The sequence below is a fragment of the Stenotrophomonas sp. SI-NJAU-1 genome (genome assembly GCF_020883215.1).
GTDB classification, from domain to species: Bacteria; Pseudomonadota; Gammaproteobacteria; order Xanthomonadales; family Xanthomonadaceae; genus Stenotrophomonas; species Stenotrophomonas indicatrix.
In genome coordinates, this window is the sequence record NZ_CP086598.1 from 1,445,939 (window position 1) to 1,463,360 (window position 17,422).

Here is a 17,422-nt window from a genome sequence, read left to right on the forward strand (position 1 = left end):
GTGCGCCGACCAGGGCGCCCGGGATCCTGGTAGGTGCCAACCTTGGTTGGCACCCTGCGCGCCGACCAGGGTCGGCTTCTACCGGAGCACAGGCCGCGCCGTGGGGGCCGACGGATACCACCGCGCCAGCACCGCATCCACGCTCAGGCGCCCGGCGCCGGTGAACAGCAGCGGCAACAGCATCGCCATGAACAGCAGCGGCAGTTTGAAGTTGCCAAAGCCCTGGTCGCTGATCGCGTAGCCCATCGCCAGATCGCCCAGCGAGTTCCATTCGGCCGGCCAGTGCACCGCGTACGTTGCCACAACCGTCAGTACCAGCAGGCTGGCGGCGGCAAAACGGGTGCCGAAGCCGAACAGCAGGCACGCTGCGCCCACCAGTTCGAACCAGGTGGCCAATTGCCAGTTCAGAGCAGCGGGCAGCTGGTCGAACGGAAACGGGAAGGCATCCTGCAGATCGGCGAACCAGTTCTGCCCGTGCAGCTTCTCGCGCCCGGATTCGAAGAATTCCCAGGCAAGCAGCAGGCGCAGGCCAAGCGGGGCCAACCACGGGGCGAAACGGTCCAGCTGGCCGCGTGCGGCGGCCAGGGGCGGGGTCTTCATCGGTGTATCTCTTGGAAGGGGCGTCAGGATGAAGCGGGGAGCGGACCGATCACGCCAGCACGCAGGAACTGCTGCAGCAGGTGCGCGCCAGGGGCGGCCAATGTGTCGGGATCGAGGTGGTGCAGGGCGGCCAGTTGCTGCAGAAGTTGTTGGCCGGTGGCCCCGGGGGACTCGCCGATCAGGGTCAGCAGATGCACTGCGAGGCTGGTCAGGGTGGCAAATCGCACCGCGCCATCAGCATCGCGCCGCACCAGCAGGCCGGTGGGCTCTGCCGGTGGTTGCGACGGTGCATCTTCGCTACCCAGCTGATGCACCGGCCAGCGGTACAGCAGCGGCCAGGCCAGCGGTGAGCGGCGCAGCGGCACCTGCAGCGGATCGATGTCGCCCGGTTCCGGCAGCGGATCGGCCTGCAGCTGGTACAGCGCGGTCTCCACCCACTCGTAGTGGGCCAGTTCGGCAAGCGCCGGATGCGGCAGCTCCGGCTGCACCTGCAGCCACTGCACGAACTCGGCAGCCAGTTCGGTGAACAACGGGGTGTGGCAATGGTGGCTGGCAAAATAGTGGCGCACCAGTGCACTCCAGTCCGGTTCGCCCAGCTGGCGCACGCAGACCGGGAAGCCATTGCTCAACAACCCCAGCAGATTGTTGAACAGCAGGCGTTCGTACACGGCCACCCGGCGCGGGTCCATGCCGGGCGGCGCCGGTACCTGCGCCGGGTCGCGCAGGTGCGCGGTGAACGCGTGCTGTTGCGCACGCAGGCGTTCGGGGGCGTCAGCCATGGGCGGCTCCGGCATGCGCGGCCTGCAGGCGGTGGATGGTCTGCAGTTCGCCCCGCAGCTCGGCGTAGGGCGGGAAATTGAAGTCGCGTTCGAGCAGGGTAGGGCGTGGGCCGATGCGGGCGTAGGTGCGTGCCAGCAGGTCCCACACCGGGTCGATCACCGGGCTGCCGTGGGTGTCGATCTTCAGGTCCGGCGCCTCGTCCAGGTGCCCGGCTACGTGCAGGCAGACGATGCGTTGTGCGGGCAGGCCGGCGATGAAGGCATCGGCATCGTAGCCATGGTTGCAGGCATTGACGTAGACGTTGTTGACGTCCAGCAGCAGATCACAGTCGGCCTCGGCCAGTACGGCAGTGGTGAAGGCCAGTTCGTCCATCGTCGGATCCGGCGCCAGGTAGTACGACACGTTTTCGACGGCGATGCGACGGCCGAGAATGTCCTGCACCCGGGCGATGCGGGCAGCGGTGTGGCGTACCGCTTCATCGGTGAATGGAATCGGCAGCAGGTCGTAGAGGTGGCCCTCGTCGCTGCAGTAGCTCAGGTGTTCGCTGTACAGCGGCACCTGATGCTGTTGCAGGAACGCACCCACCTGCGCCAGCAGCTGGGTATCCAGGGGGGCACTGCCGCCCAGCGACAATGACAGGCCGTGGCAGCTCAGCGGATGGCGCGCCGCCAGTTCGGCCAATGCGTCACCTGCGGGACCACCGACACCGATCCAGTTCTCCGGCGCGCATTCGAGGAAATCGAAATCGCCGGCCGGTGCATCGCGCAGGTCCTGCAGCAGGGCACGGCGCAGGCCCAGGCCCACGGCCGCCGCAGGAAGCGGCGACCGCGGGTGGACGACGCCGGCGCGGACGTCAGTGCTTGCCACCGCACTTGCCTTCGCCGCACTTGCCTTCGGCCGACTTCTTGTCACCGCCGGTCTTGGCCTTGCTGTCCGCACCGGCCGCCGCCTTGCCCTTGTCGCCGCCGCACTTGCCTTCAGCACTCTTGCCGTCGGCGCCACACTTGCCTTCGGCATGCTTGGCCGCGTCGGCGGATTTTGCATCGGTCGCCTTCGCGTCGGTGGCCTTGGCCGCCTGGCCGGCCACCAGGTAGCCCTGGGCGAGGTCGGTCATGCTCAGGGCCGAGGCGGAGGCGGTCATGCCGAGGCCTGCGGCCAGGGCGGTGGCGGTCAGCAGGGACAGCGTCTTGTTGGAGGTGCTCATCGGTCGTGCTCCTGGGTGGTGGGCGGGTGCCCGTGGTGAAGCGATGGTGCAGCGATCCTACTCAACGAATCCTCGCCGGGAATTCAAATTTTCGTGAGAAGTATTACAGCGCCAGCAAAAAGGCCGCTGTCACGAGGACAGCGGCCACCCTGGAGTCGAATCCGGTGTTGCAGTGCAGTATCAGATATCGCCCGCGCTGGATGTCTCGTCGCGCTTCTGGCGCGGCGGCAGCGGCTGTTCGCCGTGCACCAGGAACCACACGTTCTCGGCGATGTTGGTGGCATGGTCGCCCACGCGCTCCAGGTTCTTGGCCATGAACAGCAGGTGGGTGCATGGGGTGATGTTGCGCGGGTCTTCCATCATGTAGGTCAGCAGCTCGCGGAACAGCGCGGTGTACTGCGCGTCCAGGCGGGCGTCGTCCTCGCGCAGTTCCAGCGCGGCATCGGCGTCGTTGTCGCGGTAGGCGGCGATGGCGCGGCGGACCTGCTGTGCGGCCAGGCGGCCGAGGGCGCGCAGGCCCTGGATCTGCGGCAGCGGCGGCACCTTGCCCAGCGCGATCGAGCGCTTGGCGACGTTGGCTGCGTAGTCGCCGATGCGTTCGATGTCGGCCGGAATGCGCAGGCCGGCGAGGATCTCGCGCAGGTCGCGGGCCATCGGGCCACGCAGCGCCAGGCGCATCACGTCGTGGCTGATCTGCTGTTCCAGCGCATCGATCGCTTCGTCGTTGGCGATGATGCGATGGGCGGCGTTCTCATCGCGCTTCTCGATGACGTCCATCGACGCCTCCAGCTGGGCGACGGCCATCTCGCCCATGCGCACGATCTCGGCCACCAGGCGCTGCTGCTCTTCGTCGTAGCTTTTGACGATGTGGTCGTTGGGAAGGTTCATGTTCTGCAATCCAGGTAGAGCCAGGCGCGCCTGGCTGGGACAGGTGGCGAAGCGTCAGCGCCGATCAGCCGAACCGGCCGGTGATGTAATCCTCGGTCTGCTGCTTGGACGGCTGCGAGAAGATCACTTCGGTGCGGTCGTGCTCGATCAGGTCGCCCAGGTACATGAAGGCGGTGTAATCGGAGACGCGCGCGGCCTGCTGCATGTTGTGGGTGACGATCACGATGGTGTACTCGTGCTTGAGCTCTTCCACCAGCTGCTCGATGCGGCTGGTGGAAATCGGGTCCAGCGCCGAGGTCGGCTCGTCCAGCAGCAGCACCGACGGGCGCAGGGCCACGGCACGGGCGATGCACAGGCGCTGCTGCTGGCCACCGGACAGGCCCAGCGCGCTCTGGTTGAGCTTGTCCTTCACTTCGTCCCACAGCGCGCCCTGGCGCAGCGCGTGCTCGACACGGTCGGCCATGTCCGCCTTGGACAGCTTCTCGTGGTGGCGGATGCCGTAGGCCACGTTCTCGAAGATGGTCATCGGGAACGGCACCGGCTTCTGGAACACCATGCCGACCTTGCTGCGCAGGCGGTTCATCGGGTACTTCGGCGACAGGATGTTCTCGCCGTCGAGGATCACCTCACCGCGCGCTTCCAGCTTCGGGTACAGCGCGTAGATGCGGTTGAAGATGCGCAGCAGGGTCGACTTGCCGCAACCGGAGGGACCGATCAGCGCGGTCACGCGCTTTTCCGGGATCTCCAGGTTGATGCCCTTCAGGGCGTGGAACTTGTCGTAATAGAAGTCCAGTCCACGCGCGGCGAGCTTGACCGGGGCCGGAGCGTGCAGGTTCTCGTGCGAGGCCGGCACGACGATGCGCTGCATCGGCACGGCGTTGGAAAGGTCGTTCATGGCGGTATCCACGGAAAGGTCAGTCATGGGAGATACGGTTGCGCAGCAGGATGCCGCGCGCAGAGAGGCTGACCAGCAGCACGAACACGGTCAGCACCAGCGCGCCGGCCCAGGCCAGCACCTGCCAGGATTCGTACGGGCTGCCGGCGAACTGGTTCATCACCACCGGCACCGAGGCCATCGGCTGGAACACGTTGCTGTTCCAGTACTGGTTGCCGAAGGCGGTGAACAGCAGCGGTGCGGTCTCGCCGGAAATGCGGGCCAGCGCCAGCAGGATGCCGGTGATGATGCCGGCCGAGGCACTGCGGTACAGCACCTGCACGATCACCTTCCACTGCGGAATGCCCAGCGAAAGCGCGGCTTCGCGCATCTGCGAAGGCACCAGGCGCAGCATCTCGTCGGTGGTACGCACCACCACCGGCAGCACGATGAAGGCCAGCGACAGTGCACCGGCGAAGGCGGAGAAGCTGCCGCCGGTCTGCATCACGTACAGGGTGTAGACGAACAGGCCCAGCACGATGGACGGGGCCGACAGCAGGATGTCGTTGACGAAGCGGACCACGGTGCCGGCTTTGCGAGCGTTGCCGTACTCGGCCAGCCAGGTGCCGGCCAGCACACCCAGCGGGGTGCCGATGCCGATCGCCAGCGCACACATCACCGCACTGCCGAAGAAGGCGTTGGCCAGGCCGCCTTCCTGCATCGGCGGCGGTGTCATCTTGGTGAACAGATCCAGGTTGATGCCGGCCAGGCCCTTGGCGGCCAGGGTGAACAGGATCCAGCCGAGGAAGAACAGGCCGAACAGCGCGGTGGCGCAGGACAGCGCGATGGCGATGACATTGCCGATGCGGCGGCGCAGGTACAGGGAGTCAGCGGTGCTGGACATCAGTTGCCCTCCTTGCGGGACAGGCGCATCAGCATCAGGCGGGCGATGGCGAGCACCACGAAGGTGACGATGAAGAGGACGAAGCCGAGCAGCAGCAACGCCGAGCGGTAGGTTTCAGTGGCTTCGCCGAAGTCGTTGGCGATCAGTGCGGCGATGGTGGTGCCCGGTTCCAGCAGCGACGGCGACAGGCGCACGCTGTTGCCGATCACGAAGGCCACTGCCATCGTCTCGCCCAGTGCGCGGCCGAGGCCGAGGAACACGCCACCGATCACCGCCGAGCGGGTGTAGGGCAGCACGATGTCCCAGCTCACTTCCCACTTGGTGGAGCCCAGCGCGTAGGCCGATTCCTTCAGGCGGGTCGGCACGGTCAGGAACACTTCGCGCATCACCGAGGAGATGAACGGGATGACCATGATCGCCAGCACGAAGCCGGCGGTGAGCATGCCGATGCCCAGCGGCGGGCCCTGGAACACCGGGCCGATGATCGGCCATTCGCCCAGGGTTTCGTTGAGGAACGGGGTGACGTACTCGGTCATCACCGGCACCAGCACGAACAGGCCCCACATGCCGTAGATGATCGAGGGAATGCCCGCCAGCAGTTCGATGGCGGTGCCGACCGGACCACGCAGCCAGCGCGGTGCCACTTCGGTGAGGAAGAAGGCGATGCCGAAGCTGACCGGTACGGCGATGACCATCGCGATCAGGGCGGTGACCAGGGTGCCGTAGATCGGGGCGAGGGCGCCGAACTTGTTTTCGACCGGATTCCAGTCGGAGGAGAAGAAGAAGCTCAGGCCCTGCATCTGCAGAGCGTGGCGACCACCCCACAGCATCGACAGTGCGGCGCAGGCCAGCGCGATCAGGACGAAGATGACGGTGCCGACCAGCACCCATCGGAACAGTTTGTCGTTGCGGGCATCACGCATGTCACGCGTGGACGGGGCGGCTACAGGCTGGGCGATGGCATTCATGGGGACGGCAGGGCCAGGAAGGGGCGGGGCAGCACGATGTGCAGGAGACGGTGCCCGCACGTGGCGGGCACCGTCGGGTCCATCACTTCAGTTCGGTCGCCCAGTAGGCTTCGATCTGCTTGACCAGCTCGGCCGGCAGCGGCACGTAGTGCAGTTCGTTGGCCTGGGCCTGGCCGCTTTCGAAGGCCCACTTGAAGAAGGCCAGCGCATCCTGGTTGCGCTTGGCATCCTTCGGCTTCTTCTGCATCAGCATGAAGTTGGTGGCGGTGATCGGCCACGCCTGCTCGCCCGGGGCGTTGGTGATGACCAGGTTGAAGTCCTTGGCGCTGGCCCAGTCGGCGCTGGCGGCAGCGGCGGCGAAGGTTTCAGCGTTCGGCTGCACCCAGGTGCCGGCCGCGTTCTGCAGTGAGGTGTACGGCATCGCGTTCTGCAGGGCATAGGCCAGTTCGACGTAGCCGATCGAGCCCTTGATCTGCTTCACGTAGGAAGCAACGCCTTCATTGCCCTTGCCACCCACGCCGTCCGGCCACTGCACCGAGGTGCCTTCGCCGACCTTGCTCTTCCACTCCGGGCTGACCTTGGACAGGTAGTTGGAGAAGTTGAAGGTGGTGCCCGAACCATCCGAACGGTGGACGATGGTGATCTTGCCGTCCGGCAGGGTCACGCCCGGATTGGCGGCGACGATGGCCGGGTCGTTCCAGGTCTTGACCTTGCCCAGGAAGATGTCGGCGAGCAGGGCGCCACTGAGGCGAAGCTTGCCGGCTTCCAGGCCGTCGATGTTGACCACCGGCACCACGCCGCCGATGGCCGACGGGAACTGGGCCAGGCCGGCCTGGGCCAGCTCGTCGCTGCTCAGCGGCTTGTCGGACGAACCGAAATCAACGGTGCCGGCCTTGATCTGGGCGATGCCACCACCGGAACCGATCGACTGGTAGTTGATCTTCGCGCCGGTGGCGGTGTTGTAGTCGGCCGACCACTTGGACACCAGCGGGAAGATGAAGGAGGCGCCGGCACCGGAGACCTCAGCGGTCACCTTGTCGCCGGCAGCGGCCGGAGCAGCGGCGCCGTCAGCGGCCGGCTGCTGTGCGGCCTGCTTGTCGCCACCGCAGGCAGACAGGCCCAGGGCGATGGCCAGGGAAAGGGCGGCAAGGCTGGCCGAGTGCAGTTTCATGGTCACTCCATAGCGGGGTAGAGCCGACGGTGTCGGCGGATGCGGCTATGAAATGATGTTTTTGTTACAGCCGTATGACGTCCATGACAGAGGTGTCCTGGATCACGTTCTGGCAAGGGTTTCGCGGGATTCACGGTTGGCCGCCGGGTCGGCTGACAGCGCCAACTGCGCGTCTGCGCGGTCCCCGGCGCGGCGGAGGGCCGGGCAACCGTTGCCCCCGCTCCTGCCTTCCATGACCCCAGCGCGCCCCCGATGAACCATCAGGCGGCGTTGGGCCGGGCTGCGCAGGACCGTCCACGGCATGGATGCCGTGGCCGAACCTGCAAGGACGTACTCGCGGCGTGTCCTGCGCAGCCCGGCCCATCGCCGCAACAACTCATCGAGGGAAGCGCAGCGCCTTTCACGACCAACCCTACAAAAAAAGAAGAGCGCCGGACCCCGAAGGATCCAGCGCCCGGTGGGGCCGGCGGGGGAGAGAGGACCCGCCGGCCCCGTTCCTGCGGGGGAACGCCTTGCAACGAACTCAGTACTTCAGGTTCTGCGTCCAGTAGGTCTCGATCTGGCGCACCAGCGCGTCCGGCAGCGGCACGTAGTCCAGCTGCTTGGCCTGCGCATCGCCATTCTTGTAGACCCAGCGGAAGAACTCCTGCGTGGCCTTGGCGCCCGCCACGTTCTTCGGCTGCTTGCGCACCAGGATGAAGTTGGTGGCGGTGATCGGCCACGCATCAGCGCCCGGGGCGTTGGTCATCACCAGGTAGAAGTCACGGGCGTTGGCCCAGTCGGCGCTGGCCGCAGCGGCCGAGAACGAGGCGTCCGACGGCTGCACGATCTTGCCGGCCGCATTCTTCATCGCCGCGTAGGACATCTTGTTCTGCAGCGCGTAGGACAGTTCGACGTAGCCGATGCCGCCCTTGATCTGCTTCACGTAGGCCGCAACGCCTTCGTTGCCCTTGCCGCCGATGCCGGCCGGCCACTGTACCGAAGTGCCTTCACCGACCTTGCTCTTCCACTCCGGGCTGACCTTGGACAGGTAGTTGACGAAGTTGAAGGTGGTGCCCGAGCCGTCCGAACGATGAACGATCGTGATCTTGCCGCTGGGCAGGGTCAGGCCACTGTTGAGGGCGGCGATGGCCGGGTCGTTCCAGGTGGTGATCTTGCCCAGGAAGATGTTGGCCAGGGTCGGGCCGTCCAGCTTCAGCGCGCCGGGGGCGACGCCTGCAACGTTGATCACCGGCACCACGCCACCGATCACCGACGGGAACTGGGCCAGGCCGGCGGCAGCCAGCTCTTCCGGCTTCAACGGCGCGTCGGACGAACCGAAGTCCACGGTCGCTGCCTTGATCTGGGCGATACCACCGCCGGAACCGATCGACTGGTAGTTGACCTTCTTGCCGGTGGCGGTGCTGTAGTCGGCCGACCACTTGGACATCACCGGGTAGATGAACGAGGCGCCCGCGCCGGTGACATCGGCGGCGTTGGCGGCGAACACGGACGACGCGGCCAGAATGGCGACGGCGGCGCGCGACTTGAAGGCGTGGATCACGGGAGAGACTCCTGGGGTGGTCGAGGGGCGGCTGCCCGACGTTTCGGTGCACATTCCATAACGGTTCCATGACACGCCCGCGTCTGTCATATGACGCGAACGTGACAGCCGTCATGGCGGTGCCCAAGCCCGCCCTTCAGAGCCCGCGCAGCGCCTCCGGAACGGCATAGCGACCGTCGCGGGGCTGCAGTGTCCAGCGTTGTGCGGGTGCCGTCGTGTCGGTGGCATGGCAGTCGTCACCGGCGGCGACGCTGATCGTATCGGTGCGTTTTTCGCGCACCACGATCGGCGCCAGGCCAGCGGCATGGGCATTGCCCATCTCCAGCGTGCGCTCGAAGCGGCTGAACTCGCCGGCGCACCGCGTATCCCATTCGCCGCGACTGCCACTGACGGCCAGCGGGGCAAGCACCCGGCGCAGCTGCCGGCCCTCGCGTACGAACAACTGCAGTTCGGTCTGCGCGAACGGGTTGGGGCCTGAGCTGCCGCTGTAGTCCATGCGCACGCCGAACGCGCGGGTGGCCCGGTCCAACTGCCAGCGTGCCGTGTCCAGGTGCAGGCCGGTAAAGCGCAGCGCATCACTGCTGACCGCATCGGCCACGCGGGTCCAGGCCAGCGGCTGGCCACTGGCGGTATCGATCAACAACAGGTCCAGGTCGCCACCGCGCACGTCTTCCGAGGCGGGGGCGGTCCATTGCGCGACGGCCAGCAGAGTCGTGCCGGGCTGTGCGGGCCACGCGCGGCAGGCCGTGCTGTCCGCATCGGTGAAACGTGCCGTGACCGGCAGGGCGCCGGCCGGCAACTGCCGATACGCGGCCTCGCGCACGGCCTGCGCATCGTCACAGGCGAACGCAGTGGCGGGCAGGGCAGCGAGCAGGACAGCGCAAAGCAGGCGGCGCAGGCGGAGCGAAGAAGGCATCCCGAAGGTCCTTGTCGACAGGGCCGGGCATCATCGCGCGGCCACCGCCTGCCCACAACGACGAAGGCACGGCCTGGGCCGTGCCTTCGTTCGAACGCGTGCTTCCGGACTTACCAGAAGAACTGCGCGCGGGCTTCCAGGATGTTCGGATCGTCGTTGACGAAGCCGCGGGCGGTCGAGCTGTACTTCTTGCTGTCGACCATCACGTAGTTGAGCATCAGCTTGAAGTTCGAGCGCCAGTACCAGTTCGCGCCGACGGTCCAGATGTCCATCTTGCCGCCGAGCACACCATCGACGATCGGCGGACGGCCGGCCACCGGATTGGCGGCGAGGTTGCCGTCGTTCAGATCCATGTGGTCATAGCGCACGCCCAGCTGCCACTGGCCGCCGGCCGGGTTGTTCGGCAGGCCGGTGCCCGGGGTGCCGCCCTTGTAGCTCCAGCTTTCGCCAGTGACATTCCACACGCCGCTGACGTAGTAGCCATCGCTGGTGTAGTTGTCATGGGCGTAACGCTTGGCCTTGCTGGTGTAGTACTCGGCCTGCGCCTTGAACGGGCCCTGGAAGTACATCGCTTCGGCGCCGATGGTGCTGACGCGGTCGGTGTCGGTCATGTTGCCGCCATCGACCAGGCGCGCGGTGGCCAGGTCGGCGTTCGGGCGGGCACGCACGCGCAGGGTGTCTGCGTCGGTGTCGTAGTCGACGTAGCTCAGGCCGAAGTGCAGGACCTGGCCCTTCTCGTTGATCGGGGCCCAGGTGCCACGTGCGCCGTAGCCGCTGCCGTGGGCCAGGTTGCGGGTCAGTTCGCGGCCGAAGGCGCTGGCGGTGACCGACCAGTTGTCCTGGCCGTAGCTGTAGGCACCGCCCAGGCGACGGGCGACAGCGTAGGTGTTGGTGACCGCAGCCTTGGAGATGAAGTCGTTGTTCTTGGTGCTGGACAGTTCTTCCAGGCTGTTGGGCTGCTTGAACTGGCCGACCTGGATGAAGTGGTTGGCGTTGCCCAGCAGCTTGTACTTCACGTTGGTATCGAGGAACTTGTCGGCCTTGGCGTCGTAGCCCACGACCCATTCCACGTTGCCCGGGCCCTTGCCCTTCAGCACCAGCTCGGCGCGACGCAGTTCGAATTCGCTGTTCTTGCCGTTGCCGGCGTCACCGCCGTTGAGGTCCACGACGTCATTGTCGTACCAGTTGCCGTCGGCCTGGACCAGGCCTTCGAAGGTGATTTCCGAACCGCCGATCACATCGATGGCGACTTCGGCGTGGGCGGCCGGCACGTACAGCGCAGCAGCCACGGCGATCGTCAGGAGCTGGTGATGCAGTTTCATGGAGAGGAGCCTTGCAGGCAGGTGGGAAGATGCGCGCAGGCTAAAACGTGAAGATTGCGTAAATGTGACAGTTCGCGCACGGCCGCGATCCGCCGCAGGCCCCGTCACGGCTGGGCCCGCCATTGAAACCGGTTACGTATGACGCGCGGATTGCGCCCCGGTTGCAGTAGATCCACGCCATGCGTGGACGGATTTCCCGTAGATCCACGCCATGCGTGGAGGGCGCGGTCACTCCGCGGGGGTCTTGTCCTTGAACCGGCACAGGTCGGCAATCACGCAGCCCGGGCAATCCGGTTTGCGCGCTTTGCACACGTACCGGCCGTGCAGGATCAGCCAGTGGTGCGCGTCGAGCAGGAACTCGGCGGGAATCGCTTTGACCAGTCGATCTTCGACTTCGCGCACGTTCTTTCCGGGCGCAAGTCCAGTGCGGTTGGCGACACGGAAGATGTGCGTGTCCACTGCCATCACCGGTTCGCCGAAGGCGGTGTTGAGCACCACGTTGGCGGTCTTGCGGCCGACACCGGGCAGGGCTTCCAGTGCGTCGCGATCGCGTGGCACCTCGCCACCGTGCTTCTCGATAAGCAGCGCGCAGGTGGCGATCACGTTCTTCGCCTTGGCGTTGAACAGACCGATGGTGGCGATGTACTTCTTCAGTCCCTCTTCGCCCAGGGCGAGGATCTTCGCCGGCGTGTTGGCAACCGGGAACAGGCGTCGGGTGGCCTTGTTGACGCCGACGTCGGTGGCCTGTGCGGACAGCGCGACCGCCACCAGCAGTTCGAACGGCGAGCTGTATTCCAGCTCGGTCTTCGGATGCGGGTTGAGCTCGCGCAGGCGGGTGAACATTTCCACCACGTCGGCACGCGGCATCGTACTGCCGCGGCGCGCAGCGGCGCGCGCGGTCTTCTTCGCGGTCGCCATTACTGCTCCTTGCCAGCGGCGCGGGCCTTGGCCCGGGCGAGGATGGCGGCCGCGGCGGCAGGCAGGGCGGGTTTGACGTCCGGTGCCGGCGCGGGCGTCCGCCGCGCATCACGCTCGGCCTCGCGGCGGGCCAGGCGCACGGCGCGTGCGCGGAAGCGTTCGCGCGCCGCCCATGCACGCTGCAGTTGCAACTGCATCTGGCACAGGCGGTCGGGCAGGTCCGGATGATCGGGCAGCAGCCGGTCATCGCCAGCGCGCACCACGTAGTCCATCAGTCCAGCCTGCAGCGCACCATCGGGATCGTCTGCCTGGACCCGGGCGAACAGCAGCACGGGGTTGGGTCGGGATGCCATGGCGTCAGCGGTTCTGGAAGGCGGGGGGGCGGCGCCGCAGGAAGGCGCTGGTGCCTTCGCGCATGTCCTCGGTGGCGAACAGCAGGCCGAACTGCGCACTTTCGTATTCCAGGCCGGCTTCCAGGCTGCATTCGCCGCCCACGTGCACCGCGTCCAGCAGGCCACGCAGCGCCAGCGGCGCCGACTGTGCCAGCTGCCGGGCCAGGGCCTGCACGCGGGCGTCGAGCTCGGCGGCGGGTACCACTTCGTTGACGATGCCCAGGGCCAGTGCGCGTGCGGCGTCGATCGGGGTGCCCAGCAGGCACAGTTCCAGCGTGGCCGCACGGCCACACAGGCGCAGCAGGCGCTGGCTGCCGCCGAAGCCGGGAATCAGGCCGAGATTGATTTCCGGTTGGCCGACTTTGGCCGAATCAGCGGCGATGCGCAGATGGCAGGCCATGGCCAGTTCCAGCCCGCCGCCCAGCGCAAATCCGTTCACCCGGGCGATCACCGGCTTGGGCATGCGTTCGATGCGGCGCATCAGAGCCTGGCCGAGTAGGGAGAAATCACGTCCCTGAACCGCGCTCAAGGTGTTCATTTCCGCGATGTCGGCCCCGGCCACGAACGCCTTGGGGCCAGCCCCGGTCAGCACCACCACCCGTACCGCCGGGTCGGCGGCGGCGTCGCCAAACGCCTCGGCCAGGGCCTGCAGGGTGGCGGCATTGAGGGCGTTGAGCTTGTCCGGGCGTTGCACGGTTATGGTGCGGACGGCGCCATCATCGCTGACGTCGACCGGGTGGGGAGCGGGGGCCTCGACCACGGGAAACTCCTGGAACGTTAAAAAAAAGTGAGATTGAACTCTGTAAACGCAGACAGGTCATAGCCTGCGTGGTGAGTAGCGGTTACACGTTGTGGCCGTTATCCTAACCCGTCGCCTCAGGGCGGCGCAGAACGTCCCTGAGTTACCACCCCTGGAGAACTGTTTGATGAAGTTGCGTTCTATCGCGGTCGCCGTCGCGGCCCTGGCCCTGACGGGCAATGCCTTCGCCCAGGACATCGCGTCCGAGAAGGGCAAGCTGAGCTACTACTTCGGTTACGACTACGGCAACAACCTGGCGGAGCTGACTGGTCGCGGTGAGCAGCTGGACATCAACTCGGTGGTGAAGGGCCTGCAGGACGCCTACGCCAAGAAGCAGCCGGCCATTACCGCCGAGCAGCTGAAGCCGGCCGTTGAAGCGTTCCAGAAGCGCGAGCAGGGCCGTGCCCAGGCCGCCAAGGCCGAGTACGAAAAGGCTGCTGCCGAAAACAAGACCAAGAGCGATCAGTTCATGGCGCAGAACAAGGCAAAGGCGGGCGTGCAGACCCTGCCGAGCGGCGTTCAGTACCGTGTGATCGAAGCCGGCAAGGGTGCCAAGCCGACCCAGGCCAGCACCGTGCAGCTGGAAGTGGCCGGTCCGTTCCCGTACGGCCAGCGCCCGACCGAAGCCCGCCCGGCCCAGCAGATTCCGTCGATCAAGGTCAGCGAAGTCGAAATGAAGGCCATGCGTGAGACCCTGCTGCAGATGCCGGCAGGCTCGAAGTGGGAAGTCTCGCTGCCGCCGGATCAGGCCTACGGCGCCGACCCGCGCACCCCGTTCCCGCCGAACGTGGCTGTGCAGTTCGAGATCAAGCTGATCAGCGTCAAGTAAGAAGAAACAGCGTCAACATCAACGCGCCGGTGAACCCACCGGCGCGTTTTTGTTTCTGCACCACGCTGCAGCCGCGCGGGGCCCATCCCAAATTCAGGCCATTCGCGCTACTGTTGACCAGTGCAAACAATGGAAGAAACGGCGCGTGCTGTCGCAAGCCCCTGCATCAACGTCTGCAAGCTGGATCGCAACCGGCTCTGCGCCGGGTGCGGGCGGCATATCGACGAAATCGCACGGTGGTCGTCGATGAGCGACAGCGAACGCAGCCATATCCTGCAGCGCGTGCTGCCCCTGCGCCAACAGCTGCAGCAGTCGCTGCGAGGGTCGTTGGCCGATCATGAGCGGCTGCTGCGCGCGCTGCATCCGCTGGCCGAACCGCCGGCAGGTGACGGCTGGAACCGCAGTGAACTGGATGACCTGCTGCCTCCGGGCCCACCGGTCGAGGCGGCGGTGTTGGCTGGCATCGTGCCGCGCGCCAACGGTGCGCAGGTGATCCTGACCCGGCGTACCGAAACCCTGCGGCAACATGGTGGCCAGGTTGGCTTCCCCGGTGGCCGTACCGAGCCCGATGATCGCGATGCGCTGGCTGCCGCATTGCGCGAAAGCCAGGAAGAAATCGCGTTGGCGCCGACACAGGTGCAGGCACTGGGATATCTCGATCCGTTCGTGACCATCACCGGCTACCGGGTGACCCCGGTGGTGGCGGTGATCGATCCGGATTTCGTGGCGGTTCCGCAGCCCAGCGAAGTGGCCGAGGTGTTCGAAGTGCCGCTGGACTATCTGATGGCCGCCGACAACCTGCGCCAGGTCGAAATCAACCATCGCGGCCGCGTCCGCCATGTCCTTGAATATGGCTGGCCCGGCCAGCGCATCTGGGGCGCCACTGCGGCCATCCTGTACAACCTGCGTCGCCGCCTGGAGCAAGCGCAATGAAGCCGATCGACCCACCGTGGACCACCCTTGTCGATGTTGCGACCCTGGCTGCGGCCTTGGGCGATGGGGTACGCGTGGTCGATGCCCGCGCGACCGCCAGTACCGTGCGCGTGGTCGACGCGCGTGCATCGCTGGCCGACCCGCAGGCGGGCAACAGCCTCTACGCGCAGGGACACATTCCCGGCGCAGTGCATGCCGATCTCAACCGCGACCTGTCCGATCTGACGCGGGTGGGCCATGGCCGCCACCCGTTGCCCGACAGCGATGCGTTCGCCGCACGACTGGGGCAATGGGGCATCGGCACCGACACGCTGGTGGTGGTGTATGACGGCAGCGATGGCAGCATGGCCGCCGCGCGCCTGTGGTGGCTGCTGCGCCTGATCGGGCATGCGAACGTGGCCGTGCTCGATGGAGGCATCGCCGCCTGGCAGGCCGCCGGCCAGCCGCTGGCGACCGGCAGCAGCCAGGTCACCGCGTTGCCCGCGTATCCGGGGCGCTTCGATGGCAGCCAGGTTGCCAGCGCGGACGAGATCGAATCACGCCTCAAGCATGCACCGGGCTGGCTGGTCGATGCCCGCGCGGGCGAGCGGTTCCGCGGTGAGGTGGAGCCGCTGGACCCGGTCGCCGGCCATGTACCGGGCGCGGTCAATCGCCCGTTCGCGTTGAACGTGCTGGACGGCCGCCTGCGCGATGCACAGGAACTGCGTGCCGAGCTGCAGGGTGTGATCGGCAACCAGGACCCGCAACGCGTGGTGCTGATGTGCGGCTCGGGCGTGACCGCCTGCCACCTGCTGCTGGCGATGGAAAGCGCGGGCCTGTCCGGCGCACGCATCTACGCGGACTCATGGAGTGGCTGGGTCAGCGACAGCAGCCGCCCGGTCGCCACCGGCGCCTGAGCGAAGCGGGTTGGTCGATTTGCCGTTCATCCACGCATGGCGTGGATCTACGTGTCGACCAAGGTCGACACCTACCAACAGCCGCGGGCCCCACCCCGCCATCCAAGGATACCCAGCGTTTGCTGTTGCTTCGGCTGTTGCCTGTGCGGGTGCAGGGCGCAGCCCTGCCGGCGCTTACTCCAACCCCTGCAATGGCACCTTCGCCAGCACCCGCGCCCACGGGAACAACGGGCCCGGATCACGCTTGCGCGCCACGCTCACTGCCGGGTCATCACTGGCCGGCACCTGCTCCAGGTCCAGCTGGTCATGCCCGGCAATCCGCCGCAGCGACGGGTAACGAGCCACCAGTGCCTGCAGCAGCTGTTCCAGCGCCAGCAGCTGCGCTTCGGTGTACGGCTCGTCCATCGCCTGGTGGCGGCTGTCGAGCCAGTGCGGGTAGCGCCCCGAATTGACCAGTTCGATGCCCACGGTATCGGCATTCATGCCGCGCACGTGGTGGGCGATGCGCTCCGGCGCCACGTACTGCACCACGCTGCCGTCGCGGTCGATGTAGAAATGCCCGCTGTTGCCTGCGCCGCTGTCGTACAGCACGCGCTCGCCGTACTCCCGGGCGGTCGCCAGGTCGGGCAGTTCGGTGCAGTGGATCACCACCATCGCCAGGCTGGATGGATCGCGCAGTGGCAGGCGGTCGTGGTAGGGCAACGGCTGCAGCTGCAGGCCGGGCAGGAGCGGTTTGGGCATGCGGCGATGCTAGCATTGCCGGATGAAACTGCCTTCCCTTCTGCTGTCGATCCGCTCCGTGGGAGCGCACGCATGAGCCGCGGTCACTGCATCCTGTCCCACGGCTTCGAGAGCGGCCCGGAGGCGACCAAGGTCACCGCGCTGGCCGAAGTCGCCGAGCGACTGGGCTGGACCCATGAGCGCCCCGATTACACCGACCTGGACGCGATGAGCCAGGTCAGCCGCGTTGGCGATGTGCGCACCCGCCTGCAACGCCTGATCGAGCGCACGGCCGCTGCCGCTGCGCAGGGGCCGGTGGTGCTGGCCGGCTCCAGCCTGGGCGCCTACATCTCCGCCATCGCCTCGCTGCAGGTGCCGGTGGCCGGCCTGTTCCTGATGGTGCCGCCCACCACCATGGGCCCGATGCCGGCGCTGGATGCCGCGCCGGTGCCGACCACGGTGGTGCAGGCCTGGCATGACGAGGTGGTGCCGGCCGCCGGAGTCATCGCCTGGGCGCAGGCGCGCTCGGCGCAGCTGCTGCTGGTGGACGATGGCCATCGCCTGGAGCACCACGTGGAAGCCTCTGCGCAGGCCTTCGAGCGCCTGCTGCGGCAGCTGTGAAGCCCGGGCGCACGGCGCGCCCGCCCGCATTGACTACAATGGCAGCCCCGCCGCCCCCGGCGCGGGCCTGCCGGCCGTGTCCACGGCCCTCCCTTCCGAATGGCCCGGCCCCCTGCCGTGCCTGACCACCTGCGAACCGATCCC

At 67.0% G+C, this 17,422-nt stretch carries 20 protein-coding genes; 4 read left to right on the forward strand and 16 right to left on the reverse strand.

What is annotated here, in order from left to right:
* Positions 1 to 78: 78 nt before the first annotated feature.
* From LMF57_RS06645 to LMF57_RS06715, 15 genes are all read right to left on the reverse strand, one after another.
* Entirely contained in the window at positions 79 to 600 is a 522-nt protein-coding gene (locus LMF57_RS06645) for a DoxX family protein (protein ID WP_229291129.1), read from the reverse strand.
* A 23-nt stretch (positions 601 to 623) separates the two neighbouring features.
* Positions 624 to 1,379, reverse strand: coding sequence for a putative DNA-binding domain-containing protein (locus LMF57_RS06650; protein ID WP_229291130.1), 756 nt, complete (start codon positions 1,377 to 1,379; stop codon positions 624 to 626).
* On the reverse strand, positions 1,372 to 2,247 hold the full coding sequence (locus tag LMF57_RS06655; protein WP_208082222.1) for a DUF692 domain-containing protein: 876 nt from the start codon (positions 2,245 to 2,247) through the stop codon (positions 1,372 to 1,374). The genes LMF57_RS06650 and LMF57_RS06655 overlap by 8 nt, the downstream gene beginning before the upstream one ends.
* Positions 2,234 to 2,584, reverse strand: coding sequence for a hypothetical protein (locus tag LMF57_RS06660; protein WP_117309929.1), 351 nt, complete (start codon positions 2,582 to 2,584; stop codon positions 2,234 to 2,236). Before LMF57_RS06660 ends, LMF57_RS06655 begins: the two co-directional genes overlap by 14 nt.
* A 180-nt stretch (positions 2,585 to 2,764) precedes the next feature.
* A complete protein-coding gene (gene phoU, locus LMF57_RS06665) occupies positions 2,765 to 3,472 on the reverse strand; it encodes a phosphate signaling complex protein PhoU (protein ID WP_049465163.1) in 708 nt (235 codons plus the stop codon).
* A 64-nt stretch (positions 3,473 to 3,536) separates the two neighbouring features.
* Positions 3,537 to 4,367, reverse strand: a complete 831-nt coding sequence (gene pstB / locus LMF57_RS06670; protein WP_025875381.1) for a phosphate ABC transporter ATP-binding protein PstB — start codon at positions 4,365 to 4,367, stop codon at positions 3,537 to 3,539.
* Between the two features lie 19 nt (positions 4,368 to 4,386).
* Positions 4,387 to 5,250: a phosphate ABC transporter permease PstA gene (gene pstA / locus LMF57_RS06675; RefSeq protein WP_117309930.1), complete on the reverse strand. Its 864-nt coding sequence runs from the start codon at positions 5,248 to 5,250 to the stop codon at positions 4,387 to 4,389.
* Positions 5,250 to 6,218: a phosphate ABC transporter permease subunit PstC gene (gene pstC / locus LMF57_RS06680; RefSeq protein ID WP_140226733.1), complete on the reverse strand. Its 969-nt coding sequence runs from the start codon at positions 6,216 to 6,218 to the stop codon at positions 5,250 to 5,252. The genes pstA and pstC overlap by 1 nt, the downstream gene beginning before the upstream one ends.
* Before the next feature lie 82 nt (positions 6,219 to 6,300).
* On the reverse strand, positions 6,301 to 7,389 hold the full coding sequence (gene pstS, locus LMF57_RS06685; protein ID WP_100464372.1) for a phosphate ABC transporter substrate-binding protein PstS: 1,089 nt from the start codon (positions 7,387 to 7,389) through the stop codon (positions 6,301 to 6,303).
* 523 nt (positions 7,390 to 7,912) lie between these two features.
* Positions 7,913 to 8,932, reverse strand: a complete 1,020-nt coding sequence (gene pstS, locus LMF57_RS06690; protein ID WP_025875374.1) for a phosphate ABC transporter substrate-binding protein PstS — start codon at positions 8,930 to 8,932, stop codon at positions 7,913 to 7,915.
* Between the two features lie 136 nt (positions 8,933 to 9,068).
* Complete coding sequence (locus LMF57_RS06695; protein ID WP_208082175.1) at positions 9,069 to 9,848, reverse strand: hypothetical protein; 780 nt, start codon at positions 9,846 to 9,848, stop codon at positions 9,069 to 9,071.
* 110 nt (positions 9,849 to 9,958) lie between these two features.
* Positions 9,959 to 11,170, reverse strand: a complete 1,212-nt coding sequence (locus tag LMF57_RS06700; RefSeq protein WP_117309933.1) for an OprO/OprP family phosphate-selective porin — start codon at positions 11,168 to 11,170, stop codon at positions 9,959 to 9,961.
* A gap of 228 nt (positions 11,171 to 11,398) precedes the next feature.
* Positions 11,399 to 12,088, reverse strand: a complete 690-nt coding sequence (nth, locus tag LMF57_RS06705; protein WP_229291131.1) for an endonuclease III — start codon at positions 12,086 to 12,088, stop codon at positions 11,399 to 11,401.
* Entirely contained in the window at positions 12,088 to 12,441 is a 354-nt protein-coding gene (locus LMF57_RS06710; protein WP_049466535.1) for a hypothetical protein, read from the reverse strand. Before LMF57_RS06710 ends, nth begins: the two co-directional genes overlap by 1 nt.
* Before the next feature lie 4 nt (positions 12,442 to 12,445).
* On the reverse strand, positions 12,446 to 13,240 hold the full coding sequence (locus LMF57_RS06715; RefSeq protein ID WP_229291132.1) for an enoyl-CoA hydratase-related protein: 795 nt from the start codon (positions 13,238 to 13,240) through the stop codon (positions 12,446 to 12,448).
* Between the two features lie 166 nt (positions 13,241 to 13,406).
* On the opposite strand from LMF57_RS06715, the gene LMF57_RS06720 reads away from it, so the two are divergent.
* The 3 genes from LMF57_RS06720 (at position 13,407) to LMF57_RS06730 (ending at position 15,937) form a co-directional block, all read left to right on the forward strand.
* Positions 13,407 to 14,108, forward strand: coding sequence for an FKBP-type peptidyl-prolyl cis-trans isomerase N-terminal domain-containing protein (locus tag LMF57_RS06720; protein ID WP_025875366.1), 702 nt, complete (start codon positions 13,407 to 13,409; stop codon positions 14,106 to 14,108).
* A 129-nt stretch (positions 14,109 to 14,237) separates the two neighbouring features.
* On the forward strand, positions 14,238 to 15,041 hold the full coding sequence (locus LMF57_RS06725) for a CoA pyrophosphatase (protein WP_140226730.1): 804 nt from the start codon (positions 14,238 to 14,240) through the stop codon (positions 15,039 to 15,041).
* Positions 15,038 to 15,937: a sulfurtransferase gene (locus LMF57_RS06730; protein WP_229291133.1), complete on the forward strand. Its 900-nt coding sequence runs from the start codon at positions 15,038 to 15,040 to the stop codon at positions 15,935 to 15,937. The genes LMF57_RS06725 and LMF57_RS06730 overlap by 4 nt, the downstream gene beginning before the upstream one ends.
* A 174-nt stretch (positions 15,938 to 16,111) precedes the next feature.
* On the opposite strand, the gene LMF57_RS06735 is transcribed toward LMF57_RS06730, so the two are convergent.
* Complete coding sequence (locus LMF57_RS06735; protein ID WP_117309938.1) at positions 16,112 to 16,678, reverse strand: N-acetylmuramoyl-L-alanine amidase; 567 nt, start codon at positions 16,676 to 16,678, stop codon at positions 16,112 to 16,114.
* A 72-nt stretch (positions 16,679 to 16,750) separates the two neighbouring features.
* Between LMF57_RS06735 and LMF57_RS06740 the strand changes: the two genes are divergently transcribed.
* Positions 16,751 to 17,278 (forward strand): alpha/beta hydrolase, encoded by a 528-nt coding sequence (locus LMF57_RS06740; RefSeq protein WP_025875362.1) that lies wholly within the window; start codon positions 16,751 to 16,753, stop codon positions 17,276 to 17,278.
* Positions 17,279 to 17,422 lie beyond the last annotated feature (144 nt).

Excerpts from the sequence above, each read along its gene's own strand:
- LMF57_RS06645 (WP_229291129.1), bottom strand. The coding sequence starts at position 600 with ATGAAGACCCCGCCCCTGGCCGCCGCACGCGGCCAGCTGGACCGTTTC.
- LMF57_RS06650 (WP_229291130.1), bottom strand. The coding sequence starts at position 1,379 with ATGGCTGACGCCCCCGAACGCCTGCGTGCGCAACAGCACGCGTTCACC.
- LMF57_RS06660 (WP_117309929.1), bottom strand. The coding sequence starts at position 2,584 with ATGAGCACCTCCAACAAGACGCTGTCCCTGCTGACCGCCACCGCCCTG.
- phoU (WP_049465163.1), bottom strand. The coding sequence starts at position 3,472 with ATGAACCTTCCCAACGACCACATCGTCAAAAGCTACGACGAAGAGCAG.
- pstB (WP_025875381.1), bottom strand. The coding sequence starts at position 4,367 with ATGAACGACCTTTCCAACGCCGTGCCGATGCAGCGCATCGTCGTGCCG.
- pstA (WP_117309930.1), bottom strand. The coding sequence starts at position 5,250 with ATGTCCAGCACCGCTGACTCCCTGTACCTGCGCCGCCGCATCGGCAAT.
- pstC (WP_140226733.1), bottom strand. The coding sequence starts at position 6,218 with ATGAATGCCATCGCCCAGCCTGTAGCCGCCCCGTCCACGCGTGACATG.
- pstS (WP_100464372.1), bottom strand. The coding sequence starts at position 7,389 with ATGAAACTGCACTCGGCCAGCCTTGCCGCCCTTTCCCTGGCCATCGCC.
- LMF57_RS06695 (WP_208082175.1), bottom strand. The coding sequence starts at position 9,848 with ATGCCTTCTTCGCTCCGCCTGCGCCGCCTGCTTTGCGCTGTCCTGCTC.
- LMF57_RS06700 (WP_117309933.1), bottom strand. The coding sequence starts at position 11,170 with ATGAAACTGCATCACCAGCTCCTGACGATCGCCGTGGCTGCTGCGCTG.
- nth (WP_229291131.1), bottom strand. The coding sequence starts at position 12,088 with ATGGCGACCGCGAAGAAGACCGCGCGCGCCGCTGCGCGCCGCGGCAGT.
- LMF57_RS06710 (WP_049466535.1), bottom strand. The coding sequence starts at position 12,441 with ATGGCATCCCGACCCAACCCCGTGCTGCTGTTCGCCCGGGTCCAGGCA.
- LMF57_RS06720 (WP_025875366.1), top strand. The coding sequence starts at position 13,407 with ATGAAGTTGCGTTCTATCGCGGTCGCCGTCGCGGCCCTGGCCCTGACG.
- LMF57_RS06725 (WP_140226730.1), top strand. The coding sequence starts at position 14,238 with ATGGAAGAAACGGCGCGTGCTGTCGCAAGCCCCTGCATCAACGTCTGC.
- LMF57_RS06730 (WP_229291133.1), top strand. The coding sequence starts at position 15,038 with ATGAAGCCGATCGACCCACCGTGGACCACCCTTGTCGATGTTGCGACC.
- LMF57_RS06735 (WP_117309938.1), bottom strand. The coding sequence starts at position 16,678 with ATGCCCAAACCGCTCCTGCCCGGCCTGCAGCTGCAGCCGTTGCCCTAC.
- LMF57_RS06740 (WP_025875362.1), top strand. The coding sequence starts at position 16,751 with ATGAGCCGCGGTCACTGCATCCTGTCCCACGGCTTCGAGAGCGGCCCG.